The organism is Lichenibacterium minor, from assembly GCF_004137685.1.
GTDB lineage: Bacteria > Pseudomonadota > Alphaproteobacteria > Rhizobiales > Beijerinckiaceae > Lichenihabitans > Lichenihabitans minor.
In genome coordinates, this window is record NZ_QYBB01000003.1 from 36,239 (window position 1) to 59,722 (window position 23,484).

Annotated in this window: 26 protein-coding genes; 10 read left to right on the forward strand and 16 right to left on the reverse strand. The window is 72.1% G+C overall.

All coding sequences use genetic code 11. The features are described from left to right. Nucleotides 1–34: 34 nt before the first annotated feature. Nucleotides 35–655, forward strand: a complete 621-nt coding sequence (locus tag D3273_RS04280; RefSeq protein WP_129223863.1) for an acyloxyacyl hydrolase — start codon at nucleotides 35–37, stop codon at nucleotides 653–655. A 264-nt stretch (nucleotides 656–919) separates the two neighbouring features. On the opposite strand, the gene D3273_RS04285 is transcribed toward D3273_RS04280, so the two are convergent. From D3273_RS04285 to D3273_RS04325, 9 genes are all read right to left on the reverse strand, one after another. Then, nucleotides 920–2,587 carry a LysM peptidoglycan-binding domain-containing M23 family metallopeptidase gene (locus tag D3273_RS04285; protein WP_129223865.1) on the reverse strand — a complete coding sequence of 556 codons (1,668 nt, stop codon included), beginning with the start codon at nucleotides 2,585–2,587 and terminating at the stop codon, nucleotides 920–922. A 128-nt stretch (nucleotides 2,588–2,715) separates the two neighbouring features. Next, a complete protein-coding gene (locus D3273_RS04290; protein WP_129223867.1) occupies nucleotides 2,716–3,363 on the reverse strand; it encodes a protein-L-isoaspartate O-methyltransferase family protein in 648 nt (215 codons plus the stop codon). Between the two features lie 274 nt (nucleotides 3,364–3,637). After that, entirely contained in the window at nucleotides 3,638–4,402 is a 765-nt protein-coding gene (gene surE, locus D3273_RS04295) for a 5'/3'-nucleotidase SurE (protein ID WP_129223869.1), read from the reverse strand. After that, the gene (gene serS, locus D3273_RS04300; RefSeq protein ID WP_129223871.1) at nucleotides 4,402–5,700 is read right to left on the reverse strand and encodes a serine--tRNA ligase; all 1,299 of its coding nucleotides are present in this window, start codon (nucleotides 5,698–5,700) and stop codon (nucleotides 4,402–4,404) included. The genes surE and serS overlap by 1 nt, the downstream gene beginning before the upstream one ends. Before the next feature lie 332 nt (nucleotides 5,701–6,032). Next, nucleotides 6,033–6,821, reverse strand: a complete 789-nt coding sequence (tatC, locus tag D3273_RS04305; protein ID WP_129223873.1) for a twin-arginine translocase subunit TatC — start codon at nucleotides 6,819–6,821, stop codon at nucleotides 6,033–6,035. Beyond that, nucleotides 6,818–7,438, reverse strand: a complete 621-nt coding sequence (gene tatB, locus D3273_RS29585; RefSeq protein ID WP_207210678.1) for a Sec-independent protein translocase protein TatB — start codon at nucleotides 7,436–7,438, stop codon at nucleotides 6,818–6,820. Before tatB ends, tatC begins: the two co-directional genes overlap by 4 nt. 115 nt (nucleotides 7,439–7,553) lie before the next feature. Then, the gene (locus tag D3273_RS04315) at nucleotides 7,554–7,847 is read right to left on the reverse strand and encodes a twin-arginine translocase TatA/TatE family subunit (RefSeq protein WP_129223875.1); all 294 of its coding nucleotides are present in this window, start codon (nucleotides 7,845–7,847) and stop codon (nucleotides 7,554–7,556) included. A 168-nt stretch (nucleotides 7,848–8,015) separates the two neighbouring features. After that, entirely contained in the window at nucleotides 8,016–8,528 is a 513-nt protein-coding gene (ldtR, locus tag D3273_RS04320; RefSeq protein WP_129223876.1) for a transcriptional regulator LdtR, read from the reverse strand. A 270-nt stretch (nucleotides 8,529–8,798) separates the two neighbouring features. Further along, nucleotides 8,799–9,269, reverse strand: coding sequence for a DUF6163 family protein (locus tag D3273_RS04325; RefSeq protein WP_129223878.1), 471 nt, complete (start codon nucleotides 9,267–9,269; stop codon nucleotides 8,799–8,801). Nucleotides 9,270–9,364: 95 nt separating this feature from the next. Between D3273_RS04325 and hemB the strand changes: the two genes are divergently transcribed. The 3 genes from hemB (at nucleotide 9,365) to D3273_RS04340 (ending at nucleotide 11,818) form a co-directional block, all read left to right on the forward strand. Continuing rightward, on the forward strand, nucleotides 9,365–10,432 hold the full coding sequence (gene hemB / locus D3273_RS04330) for a porphobilinogen synthase (RefSeq protein ID WP_129223880.1): 1,068 nt from the start codon (nucleotides 9,365–9,367) through the stop codon (nucleotides 10,430–10,432). A gap of 70 nt (nucleotides 10,433–10,502) precedes the next feature. Beyond that, the gene (locus D3273_RS04335) at nucleotides 10,503–10,985 is read left to right on the forward strand and encodes an RDD family protein (protein WP_245500983.1); all 483 of its coding nucleotides are present in this window, start codon (nucleotides 10,503–10,505) and stop codon (nucleotides 10,983–10,985) included. A gap of 83 nt (nucleotides 10,986–11,068) precedes the next feature. Next, a complete protein-coding gene (locus tag D3273_RS04340) occupies nucleotides 11,069–11,818 on the forward strand; it encodes an arginyltransferase (RefSeq protein ID WP_129223882.1) in 750 nt (249 codons plus the stop codon). A 92-nt stretch (nucleotides 11,819–11,910) separates the two neighbouring features. Here D3273_RS04340 and D3273_RS04345 read toward each other — a convergent pair whose 3' ends face one another. The 3 genes from D3273_RS04345 to D3273_RS04355 form a co-directional block, all read right to left on the reverse strand. Continuing rightward, nucleotides 11,911–12,279, reverse strand: a complete 369-nt coding sequence (locus D3273_RS04345) for a hypothetical protein (protein ID WP_129223884.1) — start codon at nucleotides 12,277–12,279, stop codon at nucleotides 11,911–11,913. A 115-nt stretch (nucleotides 12,280–12,394) separates the two neighbouring features. Then, nucleotides 12,395–13,651: an Nramp family divalent metal transporter gene (locus D3273_RS04350; RefSeq protein WP_245500984.1), complete on the reverse strand. Its 1,257-nt coding sequence runs from the start codon at nucleotides 13,649–13,651 to the stop codon at nucleotides 12,395–12,397. A 169-nt stretch (nucleotides 13,652–13,820) separates the two neighbouring features. Continuing rightward, entirely contained in the window at nucleotides 13,821–15,272 is a 1,452-nt protein-coding gene (locus tag D3273_RS04355; RefSeq protein WP_129223885.1) for a hypothetical protein, read from the reverse strand. Nucleotides 15,273–15,451: 179 nt separating this feature from the next. Here D3273_RS04355 and D3273_RS04360 point away from each other — a divergent pair, with 179 nt between their 5' ends. From D3273_RS04360 to D3273_RS04370, 3 genes are all read left to right on the forward strand, one after another. Further along, a complete protein-coding gene (locus D3273_RS04360; RefSeq protein WP_129223887.1) occupies nucleotides 15,452–15,955 on the forward strand; it encodes a hypothetical protein in 504 nt (167 codons plus the stop codon). 103 nt (nucleotides 15,956–16,058) lie between these two features. Further along, the gene (locus tag D3273_RS04365; RefSeq protein WP_245500985.1) at nucleotides 16,059–16,289 is read left to right on the forward strand and encodes a DUF3072 domain-containing protein; all 231 of its coding nucleotides are present in this window, start codon (nucleotides 16,059–16,061) and stop codon (nucleotides 16,287–16,289) included. Nucleotides 16,290–16,366: 77 nt separating this feature from the next. After that, nucleotides 16,367–16,798, forward strand: coding sequence for a tryptophan-rich sensory protein (locus D3273_RS04370; protein ID WP_165359375.1), 432 nt, complete (start codon nucleotides 16,367–16,369; stop codon nucleotides 16,796–16,798). 21 nt (nucleotides 16,799–16,819) lie between these two features. On the opposite strand, the gene hpt is transcribed toward D3273_RS04370, so the two are convergent. Then, entirely contained in the window at nucleotides 16,820–17,350 is a 531-nt protein-coding gene (gene hpt, locus D3273_RS04375) for a hypoxanthine phosphoribosyltransferase (protein WP_428977756.1), read from the reverse strand. Nucleotides 17,351–17,355: 5 nt separating this feature from the next. Then, a complete protein-coding gene (locus D3273_RS04380) occupies nucleotides 17,356–18,066 on the reverse strand; it encodes a zinc ribbon domain-containing protein (RefSeq protein ID WP_129223893.1) in 711 nt (236 codons plus the stop codon). Between the two features lie 144 nt (nucleotides 18,067–18,210). Here D3273_RS04380 and ftsE point away from each other — a divergent pair, with 144 nt between their 5' ends. The 3 genes from ftsE to D3273_RS04395 all read left to right on the forward strand — a co-directional run bounded on the left by ftsE (nucleotide 18,211) and on the right by D3273_RS04395 (nucleotide 20,540). After that, a complete protein-coding gene (ftsE, locus tag D3273_RS04385) occupies nucleotides 18,211–18,873 on the forward strand; it encodes a cell division ATP-binding protein FtsE (protein WP_129223895.1) in 663 nt (220 codons plus the stop codon). After that, entirely contained in the window at nucleotides 18,866–19,795 is a 930-nt protein-coding gene (locus D3273_RS04390; RefSeq protein ID WP_129223897.1) for a cell division protein FtsX, read from the forward strand. Before ftsE ends, D3273_RS04390 begins: the two co-directional genes overlap by 8 nt. Before the next feature lie 100 nt (nucleotides 19,796–19,895). Then, nucleotides 19,896–20,540, forward strand: coding sequence for a YdcF family protein (locus tag D3273_RS04395; protein WP_245500986.1), 645 nt, complete (start codon nucleotides 19,896–19,898; stop codon nucleotides 20,538–20,540). A 22-nt stretch (nucleotides 20,541–20,562) separates the two neighbouring features. Here the strand turns inward: D3273_RS04395 and D3273_RS04400 are convergent, their stop codons facing one another. Next, entirely contained in the window at nucleotides 20,563–22,167 is a 1,605-nt protein-coding gene (locus D3273_RS04400) for an OpgD/OpgG family glucan biosynthesis protein (protein ID WP_129223901.1), read from the reverse strand. A gap of 167 nt (nucleotides 22,168–22,334) precedes the next feature. Continuing rightward, entirely contained in the window at nucleotides 22,335–23,396 is a 1,062-nt protein-coding gene (locus D3273_RS04405) for a YeiH family protein (protein ID WP_129224215.1), read from the reverse strand. Nucleotides 23,397–23,484 lie beyond the last annotated feature (88 nt).

Below are 23,484 nucleotides of genomic sequence, written 5' to 3' on the forward strand. Positions count from 1 at the left end.
ACCCGCTTTCGGCCATGAGGAGCGCGAACAATCCATGACGTTGAGCCGTATCGGACGGGTCCTGACCGCAGCCGGCCTGGCGATCGGGGCCCTGTCGCCCGCGATCGCGGCGGACCTGCCCGCCGCCGTCGCGCCGTTGCCGACCTTCCTGGCGCCGTCTCCGGTGGTGGCGAGCCCCTACGGCATCCTGTCCGAAGCGCGCTTCGGCGTGCTGGCGCACGGCATCGACGAGCACGAGTTCGGAACCGTCGACGTTAACGGCGAACTGCTGTTCAACAAGGTCTACCACCTGTCGGGCGCCTGGGACTATCTGATCCCGCGCTTCCACGTCGGCGGCAATCTCAACACGTCCGGCCGCACCAGCGACGTCTACGGCGGCGTCACCTGGCAGTTCCCGATCTACGCCCGGTTCTTCGGCGAACTCGGCTTCGGCGGTGACCTGAACGACGGCGACACGCGCCTCGTGTTCCCGAAGGGCAACACGGACATCCGCGTCGGCTGCGTGGCGAACTTCCGCGAATCCGCCTCGCTCGGCTACCACCTCGACGACCATTGGAACCTGATGGCCTTCGCCGAGCACGCGTCCAATGCCGGCCTGTGCGCCCACAACGAGGGCATCACCGCCATGGGCGCCCGCGTCGGCTACGCCTTCTGATCTTATCGAAGGGCGGCGGGCCGGTCTTGGGACCCGCCGCCCTCGATCGCACGCCCAACTGTGTCTCGCGGCTGGGCGGCTTTCCTGGCCGGCGCAGGGCTGCGCGGGCCGTGTTTCGTGGGATGCCCGGGATCGGCGGGGGGACAGCGCGCCCCGCGCGAGCCGTCACGCTTCCAGCGCGTCGGAGCGCCTTCCCCGGCCCCGTGCCAAAGGACGAAGACGCGGGCGATGGACGCCCGGCACCGGTCGGCGCCGGGCTTCGCCTCACGTCCCGGCGAGCATGCCGGTGGGGTCGACCGGGGTCGAACCCTTGCGGACCTCGAAGTGAAGCTGCGGCGACGACACGTTGCCGCTCTGTCCCGATTTGGCGATGACTTCGCCGCGCTTCACCGTTTCGCCGCGCTTCACGTCGATCTCGCCGTTGTTGGCATAGGCGGTGACGTAGCCGTTCGGGTGGCGGATCAGCACGAGGTTGCCGTAGCCCTTGAGCTCGCTGCCCGCATAGGCCACCACGCCGCCTTCGGCCGCCTTCACCTGGGTGCCTTCCGGCACCGCGATGTTGATGCCGTCGTTGCCACCGGCGCCGCCCTTGAAGCCGGCGATGATGCGGCCGCGGGCCGGCCAGCGGAACTCGGGCCCACCCGCATCCGCCACCACGGGGGCAGCGGCGGCAGGGGCGGGAGCCGCCGCAGCCGGGGCCGCAGCGGCGGCCGGCGGCAGGCTGGCGGTCGGCGTCGCGTCGACCTTCTTCTCGGCGGCGGCGACCTGTTCGACCTTGGCGGCGACGGGCGCCGGCTTGGCGGCCGCCACCTTGGCGGCCTTGGCGGCGGCGGCGGCCGTCTTGGTGGCTTCCGCGGCCGATCGCGCGGCCTCGGCCTTGGCCTTGGCGGCGTCGCGGTCGGCGGCGAGCTTCAGCGCCGCAGCGGCCTTTCCGGCAGCGGCGACCCTGGCGGCCTCCGCCTTCTCGGCGGCGGCGACCTTCGGGTCGGCGTGGGCCGCCGGCGCCTTGGCGAGCTTGTGGGCGGCGGCATCGGCCTTGGCCTTCTCGGCCGCGGCGACCTTGGCGGCGGCGTCCGCCTTGCGGGCCTCGGCGGCCTTCTGGGCTTCGGCGGCCTTCTGGGCCGCGGCGAGCTTGTCGGCCGCGGCCTTGTCGGCGGCGCGCTGGGTCGCCACGATGCGCTGCGCTTCCGCGTTGCGCTCGGCCAGGGTCGCGGGCTTCTCCACCTTGAAGGGGAGAGGCGCCGCCTTCCGGCTCGGTTCGGCCGGCGCGTCCTCGGACTCGGGCCTGGCGGGCTCGGCGCGCGCCACATGCGCCGGCACGGTCTTCACGGGGGCGGCGCGCTCCTCGGGCTCGATCGGCTCGGAGCGGACCGGGGCCGCCTGGGCGACGCGGGCGGCGCCCGGCACGGACGCCACCGCGTTGTAGATCGGGATCACGATCGTGGTGCCGGGGCGGACCTCGCCGGCGGCATGCAGACCGTTGGTCTGCAGCAGCACGTTTTCCGGCACGCCGTAGCGCTGGGCCAGCACGGCCGCCGAATCGCCGGCACCGACCTGGACGGAAGCGCCGCCCTGCCCCGTCCAGCCGCCGAACGAGGCGCCCCTGACGGGCGTCGAAGACGGGATCGAACCCGTGGTCTCGTGCGACACCGACACCGGGGCGGCGCGCGGCGGGGCCACGAAGGCGACGTGGTTCGCCGGCGGCAGGGCCGAGGCGGTGACGGGCGGCGTGCGCCCGGTGCCGAGCGACGGGGCCGCGTGGGCGACCTTCTTGGGCTTCTGCTGGATCGAGCCGGTGGAGAAGGGGTTTCCGAAGGCGTCGCCGAACCGGGTCGAATCGGCCGAGCAGCCGCTCATCAGGGCCGCCACGGCGGTCATGGCGCAGATCTGAAGGACGATCCGCCCATGACCGGGTGTCAACAGCTTACTCATCAGCGGGTCATCCACTCAACGCGGGCTCAATGGAGTCCATGTAGAGGCACGCCGGTTAAGGCGCGGTTTAAGATGAATCCCGCTGCCGCGTTTTCGCCGGGAACATAAACGGGCGCCCCCTCGCCCTCTCAGAGCAGCCGCGAGGGGCCGTCGTAGAGGGGCCGGAGGCGGGACGGGGCCACGGGCACGAGGTCCCAGGCGCCGGCGTCGTCGCGTCGACCGCGCACGACCTGTTGCCGATCCGACACGGACGTGGCGAAGACGATGGTGCCGTCGGGCGCGAGCAGCGCCGCGAGTTCGTCCGGCACTCGGTCCAGGGCTCCGTGCACGAGGATGCGGTCGAAGGGGCTGTGGCCGGACGGCACCGCGAGCCCGTCGCCCCACACCACGGACGCGTTGGCGATGCCCAGCGTCGACAGGCGTGCCTTGGCGGCCTGGGCGAGGGTGCGGAAGCGCTCGACGCCGAGCACGTCGCCGCCGAGGCGAGCCAGGACGGCGGCGGCGTAGCCCGAACCCGAGCCGACCTCCAGCACGCGATGCCCGGGGCCCACGCCCAAGGCTTCCAGCATGCGGGCGACCAGCGACGGTTCGGACAGGGTCTGCCCGCAGGGCAGCGGCAGCGCGATGTCGCGAACGGCGAGGTCGGCGTAGCGATGGGGCACGAAGGCGTCGCGCGGGACGGCTTCCATGGCGCGCAGCACGGCGAGGTCGCGGATCCCGCGCGACCGCAGGCGGAACAGGAACTCGGCCTTGGCTTCGAGGCTCCCCGCCGTCATGGGCTGTCCGTCCGATCCGGTGTGTGAAGGCCCGCGGGTTCCCGCGGGGGCTGGGCCGGGCCGCCATGGGGGCCGGAACACGGCGTCGACGCGCCGCCCTCGACGATGTCACGCGACGGGCGACCTGCCCTCGCTCTCATCCGCCCCGAGCAGGCCTGCACGGCGGGATCGCCCGTCGGCAGGCCCATGACGGGGGAGGACCGATTCAGGCGATCGTCGCGATCGGTCAGGGCTGAGCGGAGCCCGGTAGAGGATGGGGGAAGCTTCGCCGTGTTCAGCCGAAGGCCTTGGCGTAGCGCTCGTGCGTGTCGCGGTCGGTGAGGTCGAGGCGCAGCGGCGTCACCGAGATGCGGTGCGCCTTCAAGGCTTCGAGGTCGGAGCCCGCGACGGGCGTGAACTGGCCGCGCGCGAAGCCGATCCAGTAATAAGCGTTGCCGCGGCCGTCCTCGCGCTCGTGGACCTGCATCAGCGCGGTGTCGCGCGTGCCCTGCCGCGTCACCTCCACGCCGGCGACCTCGTCGGGCGCGCAGTCGGGGAAGTTGACGTTGACCAGCGTGCCGCGCGGGATGCCGGCGTCCAGCACCTTCCGGACCGTGTCGGCGGCGTGGCGTTCGCCGCAGTCCCAGCGCAGGTTCTTGCGGCCGGACGCCGGCCCGTAGGCTTGGCTCAGCGCGATGGAGGGCACGCCCAGCAGCGTCCCTTCCATGGCGGCCGCGATCGTGCCCGAATAGGTCACGTCCTCGGCGACGTTCTGGCCGCGGTTGATGCCCGACAGCACGAGGTCCGGCCGGCGGTCCTTCAGGATGGCGTTCACCGCCATGATGACGCAATCGGTCGGCGTGCCCTTGACGGCGTAGCGCCCCTCGGACACTTCGCGCAGCCGCAGCGGATCGTTCAGCGACAGCGAGTGACCGACGCCGGACTGATCGGTTTCGGGCGCCACGACGACCACGTCGTCGCTGAGCGCGCGGGCGACGCGCTCCAGCACGGCGAGGCCCGGCGCGTGGATGCCGTCGTCGTTGGTGATCAGGATCCGCATCAGCTCTTGCCCTTCGCCGGCCCGATCCGCTCGAGGCCGCCCATGTAGGGTCGCAACACCTGCGGCACCGCGATGGTGCCGTCCGGGTCCTGATAGTTTTCGAGCACGGCGACGAGCGCGCGGCCCACCGCCACCCCCGAGCCGTTCAGCGTGTGGACGAAGCGCGTCGCCTTGGCGCCGGCCGGGCGGTAGCGGGCGTCCATGCGCCGCGCCTGGAAGTCGCCGCAGTTCGAACAGGACGAGATTTCGCGGAAGGCGTCCTGCCCGGGCAGCCACACTTCGAGGTCGAACGTTTTGCGCGACGCGAAGCCCATATCGCCGGTGCACAGCAGCATGCGGCGGTAGTGCAGGCCCAGGCCCTCCAGCACGTCCTCGGCGGCGCGGGTCATCCGCTCGTGTTCCGCGTCGGACGCCTCGGGCGCCGTGACCGACACCATCTCGACCTTGGCGAACTGGTGCTGGCGGATCATGCCGCGGGTGTCGCGCCCGGCCGAGCCGGCTTCCGCGCGGAAGCAGTTGGTCAGCGCCGTGAAGCGCAGGGGCAGTTCGCGCTCGTCCATCACCCGCTCGCGGACGAGGTTGGTCAGCGGCACCTCGGCGGTGGGGATGAGCCAATGGTCGTCGCCGGCGCGGAACTGGTCGTCGCGGAACTTCGGCAGCTGCGCGGTGCCGAACATGGCGGCGTCGCGCACCAGCACGGGGGGGTCGATCTCCTCGCAGCCGTGCCGGTCGACGTGCAGGTCGATCATGTATTGCCCGAGGGCGCGGTGCAGGCGGGCCAGCGCGCCCTTCAGCACGACGAACCGCGCGCCCGACATCTTCGCCGCCGCGTCGAAGTCCATGAGGCCGAGCGCCTCGCCCAACGCGAAATGTTCCCTCGGCACGAAGCCGTCGGGGAAGCCGGGCTTCTGGCCCGCCCGGTGCTGCTCGACGTTGCCACCCTCGTCGGCGCCGACGGGCACGTCTTCACCCGGGAGGTTCGGGATCTCCATCAGGGCGTCCTGCAGGGCCGCGCCGGCTTCGCGATCCTCGGCCTCGAGAGCGGGCGCCTCGGCCTTGAGCCCGGCGACCTCCGCCTTCAAGCGCTCGGCCGTCTCGGCGTCCTTGCGCCCCATCGCCTGGCCGATCTCCTTGGCGGCGGCGTTGCGCCGCTCCTGAACGGCCTGGAGGCGGAGGATCGCGGCCTTGCGGCGGTCGTCGAGCGACGACAGAGCGGCACTCAGCGGCTCCAGCCCCCGGGCGCGGCGTCCCGCGTCGAAGGCGTCGGGGTTGTCGCGGATCCATCTGATGTCGAACATGGCACGCCCGGTCGGGCGGGGCCGCGGCGCGGGCCCCGCATCATGCGAGACCCGCTCCTTAGGCAATGTGGTGCCGGGACGGAAGTCGGATCGGGGCGGCGAGCTCGGTTTCCGAAGACGGGCGGCCACCAACGGCGCGCCTCGATCCGGCGGCGGAGGCGCCGGCGCATCTCCGTTCCGTCACACGAGCGGCGGCACACCGCCTGCGGCGGCGCCGTTCCGGGCGGAGCGGCGAGGGGCCGGTCGGTCCGGCCCGATCGCACCGGCCGGGGTCTCGCCTCGGGGTAGCCGCCGGGGAACCCGGGCGACGCCGAAAGCTTCGGGAAGCCCCGTCACACCACCGGGCCGGCCGGGGGCGGCACGCGCCGCTTCTCCATGGCTCGGACGGTGAGGACCGCCCCCTCGTAGAGCAGCAGCATCGGCACCGCGAGGGAGCACATCGAGATGACGTCCGGCGGCGTCAGCAGGGCTGCCGCCACCACCACCACCACCACGGCGTAGCGCCGCTTTTCCCGCAAGAAGGTCGAGTCGATGATGCCGACCTGCCCCAGCAGCGTCAGGATGACGGGAAGCTGGAAGGCGATGCCGAAGGCGAAGATGAGCGTCGTGATGAGGGACAGGTATTCGCTGACCTTGGGCAGGAGCTCGATCGTCGCCTGCCCGGGTTCCGGCGCCTGGAGCTGGTGCACCGAGAACTGGATGAGGAGCGGCATCACCACGAAATAGACCAGCAGGCCGCCGAGCAGGAAGAACACCGGCGTGGCCACGAGATAGGGCACGAAGGCTTTCTTCTCGGATTTGTACAGGCCCGGGGCCACGAACATGTAGATCTGCGAGGCGATGACGGGGAAGGCCAGGAAGGCGGCCCCGAACATCGACAGCTTGAGGTTGGTATAGAACTGTTCGAGGAAGTGGGTGGCGATCAGCGTCGCCTTCTCGTAGCCCACCACGCGCACGTAGGGCTCGACCAGGATGTTGTAGATCCCGTGCGAGAAGTAGAAGCACGCGAGGAAGGCAACCAGGAAGGCCGCCATCGCCTTGATGAGCCGCGCCCGCAGCTCGATCAGGTGCTCGATCAGCGGCGCCTTCGAGGCCTCGATGTCGTCGACGTGCTGGTTCATGGACGAGGGTCACGTCGCGGCGGGAGGACGGTCCGGCCTCGCCCGGTGAAGGCGGGCTTGGCGGCGAGCCGGTCGCCCGGCGGGCGACGCTTCGGCACCAGGATGCGGCGGCGCCCCGCTTCGCCCGCGTCGACCGCATGCATGGCGCCCGACGCTTCGGCCGGCGTGTGGTGCGCCGCCGCGGCGGGCTGCAGCGTCGACACCTCGCCCTCGACCGTCGGCGCCGCCACGGCGGGCGCGATGGCTGCGGCGGGCGACGGAGCCGCGCCCACGGGGTCCTGCCCGAAGGGGTTCAGGGCCGCGGGCTCGGACGGCGCCTGCGCCACCGCGGTCGAACCGACCGCCTGGGTGAGGGAGGTCTTGATGTCGTGGACGGGGTTGAAGTTCACGTCGAGCGACGCCGTGTCCTTCAGCTTGCCCACCTCCTTGCGGAGGTCGGCCAGGTCGGCTTCCTTCATGGCGTCCATGAACTGGCCCTGGAACTCGGCCGCCATGCGGCGGAGCTTCCCCACCATCTGTCCGACCTGGCGCAGCACGCGCGGCAGGTCCTTGGGGCCGATCACGACCAGCGCCACCACGCCGATGATCAGGAGCTTGCTCGCGTCGAAGTCGAACATGGATCCGATAAGCTACAGGAGGGGCCGGCGCGGCACGGAGAAACGCCCGAGCCAGGGATGGCCCGGGGCACGCACGGGACGTGACGGCTGCGCCTTGGGGAGCGACCGCCGATGTTCAGCCGACGCGGCGGGTGTCCGTCGTGGTGGTCTCGACGGTGGTGCCGTCGGGGCGGTGGTCGATGGTGCGGACGGCCTCGACGGGGCGGACGGTTTCACCCAGGGGACGGACCGGCTCGGCGACGGCGGCGGGCTTGGCGGGGACCTCGTCCTCGTCGGCCATGCCCTTCTTGAAGCTCTTGATGCCCTTGGCGAAGTCGCCCATCAGGTCGGACACCTTGCCCTTGCCGCCGAACAGGAGCAGCAGCACGCCACCCACGATGATCCAGTGCCAGATGCTCATTCCACCCATGACGATCTCCACGGTTTGGCGGCGCTCGATGCCGCTCCCGGCGTCCGTTGGGTGGAACCTATGCGCCGGACCCCGCGAACACAAGTTGCGGCCCGGCGGCGGGAAGTCCGTTTCTGTGGGCGGCCCGCATCCGGGTCGTCCGGCGATCGGGATGTCCGGCGGGCGACATCACAGGCGATACTTGATCTGGTCCGTCCAGAAGCGCTCCAGGCGGACGAGCGCCTGGTTGACCCGCTCGAACTCGGCGGTCGAGATGCCGCCGATCTGTTCCACCGTCAGGACGTGCTTCTCGTAGAGGGCCGCCACGATGACGTGGACCTCCTTGCCCTTCTCGGTCAGGCTGATGCGGACGGAGCGGCGGTCGATGCGCGACCGGGCGTGGTGCAGGTAGCCGGTTTCGACGAGCTTCTTGACGTTGTAGGACACGTTGGAGCCGAGATAGTAGCCGCGGGTGCGCAGCTCGCCCGCGGTCAGCTCCTTGTCGCCGATGTTGTAGAGCAGCAGCGCCTGGACGGCATTGACGTCGCCGCGGCCGCGCCGGTCGAACTCGTCCTTGATGACGTCGAGCAGGCGGCGGTGCAGGCGCTCCACCAGCGTCAGGCTTTCGAGGTAGACGGGGCGGACTTCGCCCAGGCGCTCGTCCCGGTCCTGCGCGGCTTCGATCTTCATGGCCTTGCTCATCTTTCGCCCCGTCTGTTTGACGCCGTGGGCCGGTGGACCGGCCGCTTCCCTGTATGGCGAAGTTAGGGCTGGGCCGATGAAGACGAGTTTAAGCGACAAACTGAACGGGCAGTTTACTTCAAAAAACCCCTCGCTGGCGAAGGTTAGGAAGCGTTCACCTCGACCGATCCGACTCGATTAAATTTGTATGGACGGAAGACGTTGCTCCCCACTGGCGGCCTTGATGGAACCAACCCGCGTTTAGACTTGAGAAAGCAGGAAAGGACCCGTTCACCCTGCCGCGTCGGTGGCCTGGGCGGCGAACCACACGAGGGCGAGGTAGCCCGCCATCAGGGCGACGTCGACGAGGCCCGTGACGAGCGGATGGTCGAAGAAGCCCGGCATCACCACCAGCACCAGCAGCTGCGCCCCCACCGCCACGAGCCACATCACGCCGCCCCAGGGCGCCGCCAGCCACAGGCCGATGGCGGCGACGAAGTCCACGACGGCGAAGAACACGGCCGCCACCATGGCGGGGGGGGCCAGGGCCGAGAACGGGCTGAGCCCGCCGGCGCCGGTGCCGAGCACCGCGGTCCATTGCAGGAGGCCCTGGACGATCCAGACCGCGGCCGTGACCCGCATGAAGGCCACCAGCGCGAAGCTGAACCGGGTGCCCTCGTCGCGGCCGCCCGGCGCCTTCAGCACGATGGCGGCTTGCGGGGCGGCTGTGGCGACGCGTCGCTTGGCCGTCGATCTGTGCATGGCGCGTCCTCGTGGTGTGGGGATCGGTGCCGCTTTCCCGCCGGCCCAACCGCGTGATAGCGTTGCACGACCGCCACAGGAACCTCTTTTCAGCCATGGCTCCACGTCTCCAGAGAGACCTTTCCGAGCTGCCGCCGGCCGACGCCGCGGCCGGGTCCGCCCTGCCCGCGTCCGGGCTGGGCCTCGTCCACCGTCCCCGCCGCAACCGCAAGACCGATTGGGCGCGGCGGCTCGTGCGCGAAAGCACGCTGACGGTCGACGACCTGATCTGGCCGGTCTTCGTGATCGACGGGGAGCGGCGACGCGAGCCGGTTGCCTCCATGCCGGGGGTGGAGCGCCTGTCCGTCGACGAGGTGGTGCGGGCGGCGGTGCGGGCGGCCGAGCTCGGCATCCCGGTGCTGTCGCTGTTCCCCTACACGGAGGCGAGCCTGCGCGACCCGCACGGCTCGGAAGCCCTGCGCGACACCAACCTCGTGTGCCGCGCCTGCCGCGCCATCAAGGCGGAGGTTCCGGAACTCGGCCTGCTGACCGACGTGGCGCTCGACCCCTACACGAGCCACGGCCACGACGGGCTCATGGACGGCCACCGCATCGTCAACGACCCGTCCGTGCGGGTGCTGGTCGAACAGGCGCTGGTGCAGGCCCGCGCGGGCGCCGACATCATCGCACCCTCCGACATGATGGACGGGCGCGTCGGCGCCATCCGGGCCGGCCTCGACGCCGAAGGCTTCGAGGATGTGCAGATCATGAGCTACGCGGCCAAATACGCCTCGGCCTTCTACGGCCCGTTCCGCGACGCGATCGGCACCTCGGCGGCGCTGATCGGCGACAAGAAGACCTACCAGATGGACCCCTGCAACGGGGCCGAAGCGCTGCGGGAGGTCGAGCTCGACCTGCGCGAAGGCGCCGACATGGTGATGGTCAAGCCCGGCCTGCCCTATCTCGACATCGTGCAGCGCGTGAAGGCGCATTTCGGCGTTCCGACCTTCGCCTACCAGGTGTCCGGCGAATACGCGATGATCCGCGCCGCCGCCGACAACGGCTGGCTCGACGGGGACCGCGCCATGGTGGAAAGCCTCGTCGCCTTCAAGCGCGCGGGTGCCGACGGGATCATGACCTACTTCGCCCCGCAGGTGGCGGAGAAGCTGAGCGGGCGCCGGTGAGCCCGAGGGCGGCCCGGCCGGCGCCGCGGCGGGACTTGCGGCCCGCGCCCGCCGGGACCAGATCTCGGCCATGCTGAGGGAACTGCCCGCCATGGCCCACATCACCACCCCCCGCGGCCTGGCATCGGCCGGCCGCGCGGGCCTGCCCGCCGGGGCGCTCGACGGCGTCAGGCGCCGGCGCATCGCCGCGGTGGCGCTCGACATCGTGGTGGTGTCGATCCTGGCCTTCGCGCTGTGGCTCGCGCTGCTGGTGCTGACCTTCGGCCTGTCGCTGGCCATCCTGCCGCCGCTGTTCCCCTTCGTGGCCTTCTTCTACAACGGGCTCACGGTGTCGGGGCCGTCCCTGGCGACGCCGGGCATGCGGCTCTGCGGGCTGGAGCTGCGCACCGACGGCGCGGGCGCGCGGGTGCCCTTCATCGTCGCGGCGCTCCATGCCGTGCTGTTCTATTTTTCCTGGACGGTGCCGCCGATCCTGCTCGTGTCGCTGATCGCGCGGGACAAGCGCTGCCTCCATGATATGCTGTCCGGCGTCATCGTGGTGCGGCGCCTGTGACGGTGCGATGTCGGACGGAGGGGAGAGCCCCGGGCCATGAACCTTCGCTGTGACGTTTCGCTTCCCGCGCGGGAGCGGTCGGCTTGACGCGGGAGCCGCGCGACGCGCCGCAGTTCTACCTCACGGCGCCCTCGCCCTGCCCTTACCTGCCGAACCGGTCCGAGCGGAAGGTGTTCACCCACCTCATCGGTCGCCGCGCGGGGTCTATCAACGACGCCCTGACGCAATCCGGCTTCCGCCGTTCGCAGACCATCGCGTACCGTCCGGCCTGCGAAACGTGCCGCGCCTGCGTGTCGGTGCGGGTGCTGGTCGACGAGTTCGAACCGTCCAAGAGCTTCCGCCGCGTGTCGGCCCGCAACGACGATCTCGTGTCCTTCGCCGTCGAGCCGAAGCCCACCACCGAGCAATATTCGCTGTTCCGCTCCTACCTCGGCGCCCGCCACGGCGAGGGCGGCATGGCCGACATGAGCATCCTCGACTTCGCCATGATGGTCGAGGACAGCCACGTGCAGACCAAGCTCGTCGAATACCGCCGCCATGGGCCCGACACCGCCATCACCAAGCGCGGACAGGGCCCGTTGGTCGCCATGTGCCTGACCGACGTGCTCGCCGACGGCCTGTCGATGGTCTATTCCTTCTATGATTCCGAGCAGGCCGACCGGTCGCTCGGCACCTACATGATCCTCGACCACATCGCCCGGGCCAGGGCCATAGGGCTGCCGCACGTCTACCTCGGCTATTGGGTCGAGGGCTCGCGCAAGATGGCCTACAAGGCCCGCTTCACCCCGCAGCAGCGCTTGGGCATGAACGGCTGGGAGCGGATCGAGTCCTGACGGGGCGCGGGCTCGGCGCGTACAGGGTCCGCCTGCCCGCCGCGACGGAGATCTTCACGCGACCGGCGAAGCCTTGCCGATCGAGGTCGGCTTCAGCCGCCGGTCCAGCGCTGGCAGATCTTCTGCACCATCACGGTCGAGGAGCCGGGCGCGAGTTCGAGGATGCATTCGAACTCCTGCGTGGCGTCGCGGAACACCAGCGTGCCGGCTGCTTCGCCGAACAGCACCTCGTAGGCGTCCCGATTGTGCGTGCCCTCGCCGCAGGGCGCCTTGCGGGCGATCTCGCGGCCCTGCCGGTTGCGCAGCGGTTCGCCGGCGTCGTTGGTCCACACGGCGCAGCCCTTGAAATCCGTCGACTCCGCGACCTTGAAGGCCGCGGCGGGCGTGGCGGCGAGGCAGGACCCGGCCAGGAGGGCCGTGGTGAGGGCCGCCGGGGCGAACCTGCGGGACGCGAACGACATGGTAGGCTCCGGGGCGGCGGGACTGCGCCCGGCGCGGGATGGACTTTGGCCCCGTCCCCCTACCATCGGAAGGCCGGCCCGCACCATGCCCCGGCGGCCACACCCTGGGCCTGTTTCAGCTCCAAAGGCCGGCGATGCCCGAGTACAGGCCCAGCGCCACCGTGACGGCCAGGACCACCGCCACGACGGCGTGGTAGGCGCCGGTGATCCTGAACGGCTCGGGCAGCCGGCGGGCCAGCAGGTACAGGAAGCCCAGCACGATGGGCAGCAGCAGGGCGTTCAACACCTGCACGCCGACGGCCAGCGACACGATGTCGACGCCCGCCACGATGAAGGCGGCGCCCGCCACCAGCACGGCGGCGTAGATGACGTAGAACCAGGGTGCCTCGCCCATGGGCTTGTCGAGCGTGTGGCCGAAGCCGAGCAGTTCGCCGAGTTCCCGGGCCGCCGTCAGCGTCACCACGATGGCGGCCACGATGGCGGCGCCCGCGAAGCCGACCCCGAAGACGATGCGGCCGAAGGCCTCGCCCAGCACAGGAGTCAGCGCGTCGGAGATCTGCTGCACGGTGTCAAGGTGTCCGGCCTTGCCGCTCCCCTGCAGCGCCGCCGCGCAGGCGACCACCACGGCGGCCATGACGCCCTGCGTCACCACGGCGCCGATCGCGGTGTCGACCCGCTCGGTCTTGATGTCGGTGGTCTTCATGCCCTTCTCGACCACGGAGGACTGCTGGAAGAAGACCATCCACGGCATGATCACGGCGCCGATGTTGGCCGACACCAGGAACATGTACTTGCCGTCCGTGACCGGGATGGAGACGATCTGCCGCGCGACGTCGCCGGCCTTGGGGTGGGCCCAGATCGCCACGGCGACGAACACCACCTCGAAGGCGCCGGCGCCGAGGGCGATGCGCTCGACCGACTTGAACGAGCCCGTCACCGCCATGAGGGTGAGCGCCACCACGACGATCGCCATGGTGATCCAGGGCGGGATGTTCAGCATGGCGCCGATCCCGGCGAGCCCGCCCATCTCGGTCAACAGCGCGCCCACGCAGGCCACCACGAGGGTGAGCACCGCCACATAGGCCCAGAACCGGCCGTAGGTGTCGCGGATCAGCGTCCCGTGGCTCTTGCCCGTCACGGCGCCGAGCCGGACGGTCAGTTCCTGCGTCATGAACAGCACGGGCACGAGGACCACCTGGAGCCACAGCAGGCGATAGCCCCATTGGGCGCCGCTCTGCGATGCCGTGATGAGGCTGCCCGCGTCCGTGTCGGCCAGCATCGCCACGATGCCGGGGCCGAGCACCGCCGCGAGGTGCTTCCAGGAGAAAGTGCCGATGCCCTGGCCGGGCTCCGCGCGCCGCATGTCGTCCATCGGGGGTCCGCCGGAGCTCGATCGAGGGGGGGCGGCTCGGCCGCCCGGGATGACGGGCCCGTCGCGCGCCCGGCCCGACCCTACGCGCCCCCGCCCGGGCTGGTTTCACGCCGCGACGCCATGGCGGCCCGGGGTCCCCGCTCGCTCTGCCGGCCGGCCCGCCGCCGCGTCACTGCAGCGGCGCGCCGTTCACCGTCACGGGGCCGTGGCCGAAGGCGATGACCCAGGCGAGGCTGCCGTCCGGGTTGGGCTTGGCGAGGTTCTTCGCCAAAACCAGCGGGCTCAGCACCTGGCCGGCGCCGGGATCCGTCGCCGCCTGGGCCTGGAGCGCGGCGATCTCGCGGTCGAGCCCCTTCGCCGTGACGGTGACCTCCCCGCCGGGCTGCGCGCCGAGAGCGGCGTGACCGTTCATCGTGATGTCGAGCATCTTGGTGGCGATGTGGCTCGGCTGCATCGTGAGCGTCCCGCCGTCGGGCAGGAACACGTGGCCGACCTGCTCCTTCTGTTCCGGCGTGATGATCACCCCCTTGCGCAGGTCGACGGCGTCGACGGCGGCCTTGGCGGCCTCCTCGGCGTGGAAGCCGTCGAGGCCGAAGCGCAGGTCGACGGCGGTGGGCACGAGGCCGGCGGACCAGGACGGCAGCTGGCCCTGCGGCACGACGAGGTCGGCCGCCGTGAGGCCGAGGCCGGCCTTGCCGGTGCCGCCGAAGCCGGACGCGTCGAGGGCGAAGCCGACCGACCGTGCCGTGACGACGCCCATGGGGGTCGTCAACGAGACGGCGTCGAGCGCCCCGCCCTGCCGGAACGCGGCCAGGTAGGGGAGCCCGGCGCGCAGCAGCGCCTTCAGCTCGTCCTGCGACGCCGCCACGCTGTCGCGGCTCGGGTGGGCGGCGAAGAAGGCCCACAGGTCGAGGACCTTCGCGGCGTCGAGCCGGTCGACGCCGAGGTCGCCGTGCGTGGACGTCGCCCGGTAGTCCAGCGTCGTGCCGCCGGGCGGCGGAGCCGCCGCCGCCGCGGGCGGGGGCGCCGCCGGCCTGAAGACGAACTGGCCGGCGACGCCGGTGCTGGCGACGGTGGCCGCCGTGGTCACGGTGCCCCCGTCCGCCGCGGCGCCGGTGCCGGACAGCGTCACGGCGGGGTAGGTCGAGGTCTGCGCGACGGTGGGCGAGGAGCGCGAGCTGATCGCATCGGTCTGCTGCTGCTTGAAGGTCGAGAAGCTCCGCAGCTTGGGATCGAAGGTGCCGTCGAAGCTGCTCGCCTTGGCGGACAGGCTGAACGATTGGTCGGCGACGTGGAAGGCGAGCGGCGCCGTGTCGTCGCTCTGCACCCGCCAGGTGCCGTCGGGCTGCGGCGTCAGGGTCATCGCCACCGTGTAGGGGTCGAGGCCCACGCCGAGCGCGTCGAGGCCCGCGAGGCTGCGCTTCAGGTCCACCGTCACGGCATAGCCGTCGCCCTTCGGCGTCACGGTTTCGCGCGGCGCTTCGCCCGGCGCCGGAGCGCCGACGTAGCGGTCGAGGAGGGCCGACAGCCGGGCCGCTTCCTCGGGCGTCGCCGGAGCGGCCGCGGCCGACAGGATCGGGAGCGCGGCGGCGGCGAACCCCAGCAGGAGCGGTCTCAACATCGGAACCTCGTGGGCGGGCGCCCCGGCGCCGAAGCGGCCCGGGTGTCGCGCCGCACCATAGTGCAGCGGCTTCGGGGCCGGAAGGCGGCGGGCCGGCAACCGATCCGGCCGCACCGGCGTTGAAGGCGCGACGATCCGCCGGGGTTGCCGTCCGGCCCCCGCCCATCCGAGGCTCATCCATGACCACCGCATCCACCACCCGCGCCACGCTGCGCCGCTCGGCGTGCCTGGGCCTCGCCGGTGCGGCGCTCCTGGGGGCGGCGACGGGCGCGTCCGCCGACGAAGGCGGGCTCGGCGGCTTCCTGGCGTCCATCTTCGGTGGGCATCCCCAGCAGGCCGCGCCGGCACCGCAGCCGATGCCGAGCTACGTGCCCCGCGCCGTCCCGACCTATGGCCAGGAGCGCCGGCCCCGCGCCCGCGCGCTCACGGTGCGGCTGCACCCCGCCAAGCCGAGGCTGGTGTTCGTGCAGGCGCCGTCCAAGCCCGCCAAGGTTTCCATCTACGAGGACCGGACGCTCCGGCGCGGCGACGCCGTGATGACGGCGGACGGCGTGCGCGTCTTCGCGGGATCGAGTTCGTGGCCCTTCACGGCCGGGGACTTCGTCGGCTTGAAGGACGCGAAGTCGTTCGACCGCGACACGTCCAAGGTGCTGGCGCAGCTCGACAAGCTTCCGCGCGGCTGAACGCCCCAGGGCCGGCTTCGGCGCCGGGTCGGCCGGGATGGAACCCGCCCGCCCCTTCGGCGTTGGCTGGAGCGAACATTACGTGAACATGCAGGAGCGTTCCATGGCCGACGACACCGAGCACAACCCCAAGCTCGACGAGAACCCCGGCTCCAACACCGTCAAGGACCCGAACGACTGGACCACCGGCGGAGAGCCCATGACGGGCGCGCAGGCGTCCTACCTGAAGACGCTGTCCGAAGAGGTGAAGGACGGAGAGGGCTACGAGGACGGCCTGACCAAGGCCGAGGCTTCGAAGCGCATCGACGCCCTGAAGAAGCAGGCCGGCCACTGAGCCCCAGCGGCGTCCGGAGCGGCCACCGGCCATCGCGCCCGGGCCTGGTCCGCGACGCTGCCCTCGCCGTCGCCCCCGTGGCGGCGGCGACGATCCTCCAGTTCGGCATCGCCGCGGCCAACCTGCGCTGGTACGCGGGCCTGCTCAAGCCGACCTTCTCCCCTGCCCCCTGGCTCGCCGCGACCGCGTCCCTCGCCCTGGCGGCCCTGCTCGCCGCGGGGTTCCTGCGCGTGCTGCGCAGCCCCGACTACCTGCCCGACCGACCGGGCGCGATCCGCGTCTTCCTGGTCGGACTCGCCCTCGACGTCGCCTGGTCCTGGCTGTTCTTCGCCGGCCGGCACCCCACCGCGGCGCTCGCCGCCGCCGCGGCCCTGGCCGTGGTGGCCGCCTATGCGGCGTGGCGTTTCGCCGTCGTCGATCGCCGCGCCGGCCTCCTCCTCACGCCCTGGGTGGCGGCGACGGGCTTCGCTTTCCTGCTGGATTTGTCGATCGCGCTCCGCAACGGGTGACCGGCGGCCCGCCCCGCCGCGTCAGCCTTCGACCACCCCGATGAAGGGCAGCTCGCGGTAACGGTGGGCGGCATCCATGCCGTAGCCCACGACGAACAGGTCCGGGCATGTGAAGCCGACGAAGTCGGCGTCCATGGGGACGGCGCGCTTGCCGGGCTTCTCCAGCATCACGGCCACGAGCACCCGGCGGGCGCCGCGGCCGAGCAGCAGGTCGCGGGCGAAGGCCAGGGTGCGGCCCGATTCGAGGATATCGTCGACGAGCAGCACGTCGCGGCCCGCGACGTCCGACTCGATGTCGCGCACCACCCGCACCGTGCCGGACGATTCGGTGCCGGCGCCGTAGCTCGACAGGTGCACGAACTCCACCTGCGGCGACAGGCCCGCGCCGTGCAACGCGCGCAGCAGGTCGGCGGCGAACATGAAGGAGCCCTTCAACACCGCCACGGCGAGCAGGTCGCGCGTGTCCGCGGCGGCGATCTGCGCCGCCATGGCGCGGGTACGGGACGCGATGGCGGCTTCGTCGTAGAGGGTGCGGATGGCGGGCTCGGTCACGTTTCTCACCTGTCGCCCGGCATCATCTCGGCCATGCGGCGCCGGTCCGGGGCCGGTTCGGCGAAGCTGACCGCGAGGTCCTGCCCGTCGCGCGGCGGGGCGGTCAGCCGGCTGCGGAACAGCACCGTTTCGCCCGACGCGAGCTGGGCCTTCGGCGCCGGGGCGGTCCAGTAATAGAGCTCGCGGCGGCTCTTGTCCCGCACCGCGATGCGCAGGGGCGGCACCGTCGTCGGGTCGGAGCGCAGGTTGGTGATGTGGCCTTCGAGGGTCAGGGTCGGCGGCCCGTCGCCGCTTTCCACGGTCGAGCGGAGTTCGGCGAGGCTGAGCCCCGTCAGGTTCACCGGCACCCCCAGCGTGGCGAACACCGCCTCGCTCGGCGGGAAGGCCGCGACGACCCGCGCCTTGCCGGCGACGGTCGCCATGCCGACGCCGAGCAGCGCCGCCAGCGCGGCGGCGGCGGCCGCACCCGCCGGCACCCGCACGGCCGGCAGCGCCGGGCGCGCGAAGCGGAAACGCCGGGGCGGCGGCGCGGCGGGCTCTTCGGGCCAGCGCGACGAGCGGGCTTCGGCCACTATCTCCGGCCCGTCATGCGTCGCCGGTCCGGCCCGGTACACCCAAGCGTCGCGGCAGTTGGCGCACCGCAGGATGCGGCCGTCGCGCAGCACGTCCTCGGACAGGTCGTAGCCGCTGGCGCAGGTGGGGCACCGGATGAGCATGGGTCGCGCCGCGCCAGGGTTGGATCGTGATCGCGGGGCGACTCGGCGCCCGCAACCCGATGAGGCTCCCGACGTGGTTAAGGCGCGGTTACGGCCGCCGTGCTAAGAGCGTTCTCCAGGGTCGGCACGGGTCCGGAGAAGGGTTTGGTCCGCTTCGAGAATGTCGGGTTGCGCTACGACACGGGGCCGGAGGTGCTGAAGGACCTTTGCTTCGACGTCGCGCCGCAGAGCTTCCAGTTCCTCACCGGACCGTCGGGCGCCGGCAAGACGACGCTGCTGCGGCTGATGCTGCTGTCGTTGAAGCCCACGCGCGGCCTCATCACCCTGTTCGACCGCGACGCCGCGACGCTCGACAAGGACGGCGTCACGGCGTTCCGCCGCCGCATCGGCGTCGTGTTCCAGGACTTCCGGCTGCTCGACCACCTGACCACCTACGAGAACGTGGCGCTGCCGCTGCGCGTTCAGGGCCGCGACGAGGCGACCTACCGCGCCGAGGTGACGGAACTGCTGCGCTGGGTGGGGCTCGGCCAGCGCCTGCACGCCCATCCGCAGGTGCTGTCCGGCGGCGAAAAGCAGCGCGCCGCCATCGCCCGCGCCCTGATTGTGCGGCCCGAACTGCTGCTCGCCGACGAGCCGACCGGCAACGTCGACCCGCCGCTGGCGCGCCGCCTGCTGCGCCTCTTCATGGAGCTGCACCGCTCGGGCACGTCGGTGGTGATCGCCACGCACGACCTCGCCCTGATGGACCAGTTCGCGGACGTGCGGCGGCTCGTCATCGGCGAACGGCGGCTGACCGTCCATGGATGACGGCGGCCCGGGCATCGGCCGCCACCGCCGCGAGGTGCCGCTCGTGCCCGTCGCCTCCGTGGCGGCCCGGGCGCTGGTGAGCGTCATCGCCATCATGACCTTCCTGGCGTCGCTGGCGGCGGGCGCCGCCGTGCTGGTGGCCGGCGCGTCGCGCGACTGGCAGGCGTCGATCGCCCGCGACGCCACCGTCCAGGTGATGCCGGCGGCGAACCGCGACGTCGAGGCCGACGTGGCGCGCGCCGCCTCGGTGGCGCGGGCGGCGCCGGGCGTCGCCTCCGCCGAGCCCCTGTCGCGCGACCGGTCGGCGGAGCTGCTGGAGCCCTGGCTCGGCTCCGGGCTCGACCTCGCCGACCTGCCGGTCCCGCGCCTCGTCGCGCTGAAGCTGCGGGCCGGCGCGCGGCTCGACGCGGCGGCGCTGGGCGCGGCGCTCGACGCCGCGGTGCCGGGCGCGACGCTCGACGACCACGGCGCGTGGCGACGCCGCCTGTCGGCGGTGGCGGGCGCGCTCGTGGGCTTCGCCGGCGCGGTCTGCGCGCTGGTGCTTTCGGCGCTCGGCCTCGCCGTCGGCTTCGCCACGCGGGGCGCCATGGCGGGCAACCGGGAAATCATCGGCGTGCTCCATTTCGTCGGCGCCGAGGACCGCTTCATCGCCCGCGCGTTCGGCCGCCACTTCCTGCGGCTCGGCCTGCAGGGCGCGGCGATCGGCGGCGGGCTCGCCGCCCTGGCGTTCCCGCTCGCCGACCTCCTGACGGCGCGGTTCGCCGGGGATGCCGCGGCCGACCAGGTCGGCGCCCTGTTCGGCACCTTCGCGCTCGGGCCGGGCGGCTACGGCGCCATCGCGTCGATCGCGCTCGTCACCGCGCTGGCGACGGGCTGGACGTCGCGCCGGATCGTGTTCCGCCACCTCCGGGGCCTGGAGTGACGGAACCGGGCGGATCGGGGCGGGTTCGGATGGGATGCGTTAACGCTTCGCACACCACGGGCGGCGAAGATCGGGGATGATCAGCGGGACGGGACGGCGGGTGAGCAGGATCCTGACGGCGGCGACGCTGGGGCTGAGCCTGAGCGTGGTGGGCGGGCTCGGCCTCGCCTGGAGCTTCAGCTCGTTCCTCGACCGCATCGCGGCCGTGGAAACCCCGCTCGACGGCCACGCCGAGGGCGCCGTGGCGCTGACCGGCGGCGCGGACCGCATCGCCGACGCGGTGGCGCTGGTGGCCCAGGGCCACGCCGACCGCCTGCTCATCACCGGCGTCAACCCCGCCACCACCCGCGGCGAGATCGTCAAGCAGACGCCCGCGGCGCGCAGCCTGATCGACTGCTGCATCGCGCTCGGCTACGACGCCGCCAACACGGTCGGCAACGCCGCCGAAACGGAGCGCTGGGTCAAGGCCAACCACATCCGCTCGCTGATCGTCGTCACCTCCAACTACCACATGCCCCGCGCCCTGGCCGAGATGGGCTCCGCCCTGCCGGGCGTGGAGCTCCTGGCCTATCCGGTCGTGTCGGAACACGGGCGGCAGCACCCCTGGTGGAGCGACGGCGCCAGCGCGCGGCTGATCCTGTGGGAATGGATCAAGTTCAACGCCGCGACGCTGCGCATCGGCGCGACGCCGCCGCCCGCGCCGGAGCCCGTCGCCGACCGAGGGGCCGCGACGGCGCCGTCGTGATGCCGAGGCGGCGTGCCGTGCCTCAGGCCGGCGCCTTCCAGGGGAACGTCCAGGTTTCCGTGAGGGCCTTGTTGCCGGACTTCAGGAAGGCGCGCAGGTCCGTGCTCTGGCCCGGCGGCAGCTCGACGTCGATGGCGGCGCGGAAGCCGTTGATGTGGGGGTTCGGCACCAGGAACGAGCGCGTGATGCGGCCGTTCGTCGAGGTGGGCACCACCTGCACCAGCGACGGGTCGGTGGCGTAATAGGCGAGGTCGCCGCCCGAGAAGTCGATGATGAACCGGCGCGATCCGGGCGACGCGACCTCCTTGGAGCCCAGCGCGCGCGCCTGCGTCTGGTAGGTCTTGATGACGCGCCCGCCCGGCGACAGCCGCGCGAGGTTGAGGCTGGCCGTGATCGTGTAGGCGATCGAGATCGGCTTGCCGGCTTCCACCGCGGCATCGGGCACCCAGGAGGCCACGATGTTGTCGTTGGTTTCGTCGCCCGTCGGCAGCTCGACGAGTTCGACCCGCCCCCCGCCCCAATCGCCCTTGGGCTCGATCCAGTAGGAGGGGCGCAGTTCGTAGCCGAGGTCGAGATCCTGGTAGTCCTCGAAGACGCGGTCGCGCTGCAGCAGGCCGAAACCCTGCACCTTACGGTCCAGGAAGGCCGAAACTTCCGGCACCGTCGGGTTGCGCAGGGGGCGCCACATCCATTCCCCCGTGCCGGAGTGGATCAGCAGCCCGTCCGAATCGTGCAGCTCGGGCCGGAAGTCGTCGGAAAAGCGCCGGTCGTTCTGGCTGGTGAAGAACATCGAGGTCAGCGGCGCCAGCCCGAGCTTGAAGCCGGGGACGCGGGGGAACAGCGTGGCCGCCACTTCCATCACGGTTTCGGCGCCGGGGTAGAGGTCGAACCGGTAGGCGCCCGTGACGGACGCGCCGTCGAGCAGCGCGTAGATCGTCACGCGCTCCGCGAGCGGCCCCGGCGTCTCGACCCAGAACTCGCGGAAGAAGGGGAACTCCTCGCCCGGCGCCCCGGCCCCGACGGCGAGCCCGCGCGCCGACAGGCCGTAGCGCTGCCTGCGGCCGAGGAAGCGGAAATACGACGCGCCGAGAAAGGCCGCGACCTCGTCGAGCACTTCGGGGCGGTTCAACGGGGACAGGAGCCGGAACCCCGCGAAGCCGAGGCTCAGCGGCAGGGGCTTGTCGATCTTGTTGCGCCCGTAGTCGAACAGGGTCGCCGCGTAGGGGACCGGCGTGGCGATGCCGTCGCGCACCACGTTCACCGTCACGGGCCGCGGGTAGATGTGGCCGAGGTGGAACATTTCCATGCGGAACGGGCCGCCCTCGGTGCCGAGCAGCGCCTTGTCGCGGCGGAAGCGGATGTCGCGCCACGAATCGAAATCGAGCTTGGCGAGGGCGTCGGGCAGCGGCGGCGGGTTGGCCTCGAAGGGCGCGGTGCCGATCTCGCGCGCGCGCTTCAGCACGTCCTCGAAACCGAAATGCGCCTGCGGCTCGGCGGGCACCTGCGCCGGCGTCACCTGGGCGGGGGACACCTGGGTCGGGGTCTGCGCCATCAGCGGGGTCGCCGCGGCCTCGGCCAAGGCGGCCGCGATGCCGGCCACGATCGCCCTGCGGTCCAACGATGCCATGCCCTGCTCCGGCTGGAGGGCGCCGCGGGTCGGCGCGCTCGTCGATCTGCGGGAATCGGTGGCGTCGACATCGGCATGACGTCGTCCCGCACCGCACCCGTCCCGCCGAGGTAGCGGGAGCCGTGCGGTGGGGCAAGCGCCCCCGCCCCGTCGTGCACGGCGGACCGTCACGGGACCCCGACGGCCAGGATAAGCCCGAAGGCGACGACGCCAAGCACGAGGAGCGAGGCCGTGACGGCCGCGGCGACGCGCAGCCCCGCTCGGGCCACCACCCGCACGTCGACGCCGAGGCCCAGCGCCGCCATCGACACGGTGGTGAGCAGGCTGGCCGCCCCGGCGACCGGCGGCAGCGCAGCGGCCGGGATCAGGCCGAAGGAGCGCAGGGTCAGCACGGCGAGGAAGCCGACGATGAACCACGGCACGAGTTCGCCCAGGGCCGGGCGGCCGCGGTGGGGGCGGTCGCCCGCCCCGTCGCGGAGGCGGCGGGCGGCCAGGGACAGCGCCAGCACCACGGGGCCGAGCATCAGCACGCGGACGAGCTTCACCACCGTTCCGACCTGGTTCGACAGGGCGCCGATCGGCAGCGTCGCGGCCAGCACCTGCGGCACCGCGTAGACGGTGAGGCCGGCGAGCACGCCGTATTGCGTCAGCGACATCCGCAGCAGCGGCACCAGCAGCGGCAGCGCCAGGACCACCACGACGCCCAACACCGCCGTGAAGGCGATGGAGGAGGCGACGTCGTCGCCGTCGGCGCCGATGGCCGGCGCCACGGCGGCGATGGCGGAGTTGCCGCAGATGGAATTGCCGCAGGCGACCAGGATCGCCATGCGCCGCGGCAGGCCGAGCAGGCGGCAGATGCCGTAGCTCGACGCGATGGCGACCGCCACCACGGCCGCGATGCCGAGGATCAGGACGGGGCCCAGCGCCAGCACGGTGGCGGCGCTGACCGAGGCGCCGAGCAGCACCACGGCGGTTTCGAGCAGCACCTTGGCACCGAAGGCGATGCCCGGCGCCCATCGCGCGCCGGGGGGCCAGGCCGTGCGGATCGCGACGCCGATCAGGATCGCCAGCACCAGGGCTTCGAGGTAGGGCTCGCCGAGGAGCCGCGTTTCGAGGCCCTGCAGCGCGGTGGCGACGGCCGTGACGGCGGCGCAGAGCGCGATGCCGGGCAGCAGGCGCCGGCACCGCGAAACGATGCCGCAGGCCGGGCTCTGCGCCGCCCCCCTCATGGCCGTCGTGTCGATGTTCGCCATGGCGCGCCCCTTTCGTCGGCGGCACGATCGCGCGTTCGGGCACCGCGGACCATCGGGGGATGGC

Excerpts from the sequence above, each read along its gene's own strand:
- D3273_RS04280 (WP_129223863.1), top strand. The coding sequence starts at position 35 with ATGACGTTGAGCCGTATCGGACGGGTCCTGACCGCAGCCGGCCTGGCG.
- D3273_RS04285 (WP_129223865.1), bottom strand. The coding sequence starts at position 2,587 with ATGAGTAAGCTGTTGACACCCGGTCATGGGCGGATCGTCCTTCAGATC.
- D3273_RS04290 (WP_129223867.1), bottom strand. The coding sequence starts at position 3,363 with ATGACGGCGGGGAGCCTCGAAGCCAAGGCCGAGTTCCTGTTCCGCCTG.
- surE (WP_129223869.1), bottom strand. The coding sequence starts at position 4,402 with ATGCGGATCCTGATCACCAACGACGACGGCATCCACGCGCCGGGCCTC.
- serS (WP_129223871.1), bottom strand. The coding sequence starts at position 5,700 with ATGTTCGACATCAGATGGATCCGCGACAACCCCGACGCCTTCGACGCG.
- tatC (WP_129223873.1), bottom strand. The coding sequence starts at position 6,821 with ATGAACCAGCACGTCGACGACATCGAGGCCTCGAAGGCGCCGCTGATC.
- tatB (WP_207210678.1), bottom strand. The coding sequence starts at position 7,438 with ATGTTCGACTTCGACGCGAGCAAGCTCCTGATCATCGGCGTGGTGGCG.
- D3273_RS04315 (WP_129223875.1), bottom strand. The coding sequence starts at position 7,847 with ATGGGTGGAATGAGCATCTGGCACTGGATCATCGTGGGTGGCGTGCTG.
- ldtR (WP_129223876.1), bottom strand. The coding sequence starts at position 8,528 with ATGAGCAAGGCCATGAAGATCGAAGCCGCGCAGGACCGGGACGAGCGC.
- D3273_RS04325 (WP_129223878.1), bottom strand. The coding sequence starts at position 9,269 with ATGCACAGATCGACGGCCAAGCGACGCGTCGCCACAGCCGCCCCGCAA.
- hemB (WP_129223880.1), top strand. The coding sequence starts at position 9,365 with ATGGCTCCACGTCTCCAGAGAGACCTTTCCGAGCTGCCGCCGGCCGAC.
- D3273_RS04335 (WP_245500983.1), top strand. The coding sequence starts at position 10,503 with ATGCTGAGGGAACTGCCCGCCATGGCCCACATCACCACCCCCCGCGGC.
- D3273_RS04345 (WP_129223884.1), bottom strand. The coding sequence starts at position 12,279 with ATGTCGTTCGCGTCCCGCAGGTTCGCCCCGGCGGCCCTCACCACGGCC.
- D3273_RS04350 (WP_245500984.1), bottom strand. The coding sequence starts at position 13,651 with ATGGACGACATGCGGCGCGCGGAGCCCGGCCAGGGCATCGGCACTTTC.
- D3273_RS04355 (WP_129223885.1), bottom strand. The coding sequence starts at position 15,272 with ATGTTGAGACCGCTCCTGCTGGGGTTCGCCGCCGCCGCGCTCCCGATC.
- D3273_RS04360 (WP_129223887.1), top strand. The coding sequence starts at position 15,452 with ATGACCACCGCATCCACCACCCGCGCCACGCTGCGCCGCTCGGCGTGC.
- D3273_RS04365 (WP_245500985.1), top strand. The coding sequence starts at position 16,059 with ATGGCCGACGACACCGAGCACAACCCCAAGCTCGACGAGAACCCCGGC.
- D3273_RS04380 (WP_129223893.1), bottom strand. The coding sequence starts at position 18,066 with ATGCTCATCCGGTGCCCCACCTGCGCCAGCGGCTACGACCTGTCCGAG.
- D3273_RS04390 (WP_129223897.1), top strand. The coding sequence starts at position 18,866 with ATGGATGACGGCGGCCCGGGCATCGGCCGCCACCGCCGCGAGGTGCCG.
- D3273_RS04400 (WP_129223901.1), bottom strand. The coding sequence starts at position 22,167 with ATGGCATCGTTGGACCGCAGGGCGATCGTGGCCGGCATCGCGGCCGCC.
- D3273_RS04405 (WP_129224215.1), bottom strand. The coding sequence starts at position 23,396 with ATGAGGGGGGCGGCGCAGAGCCCGGCCTGCGGCATCGTTTCGCGGTGC.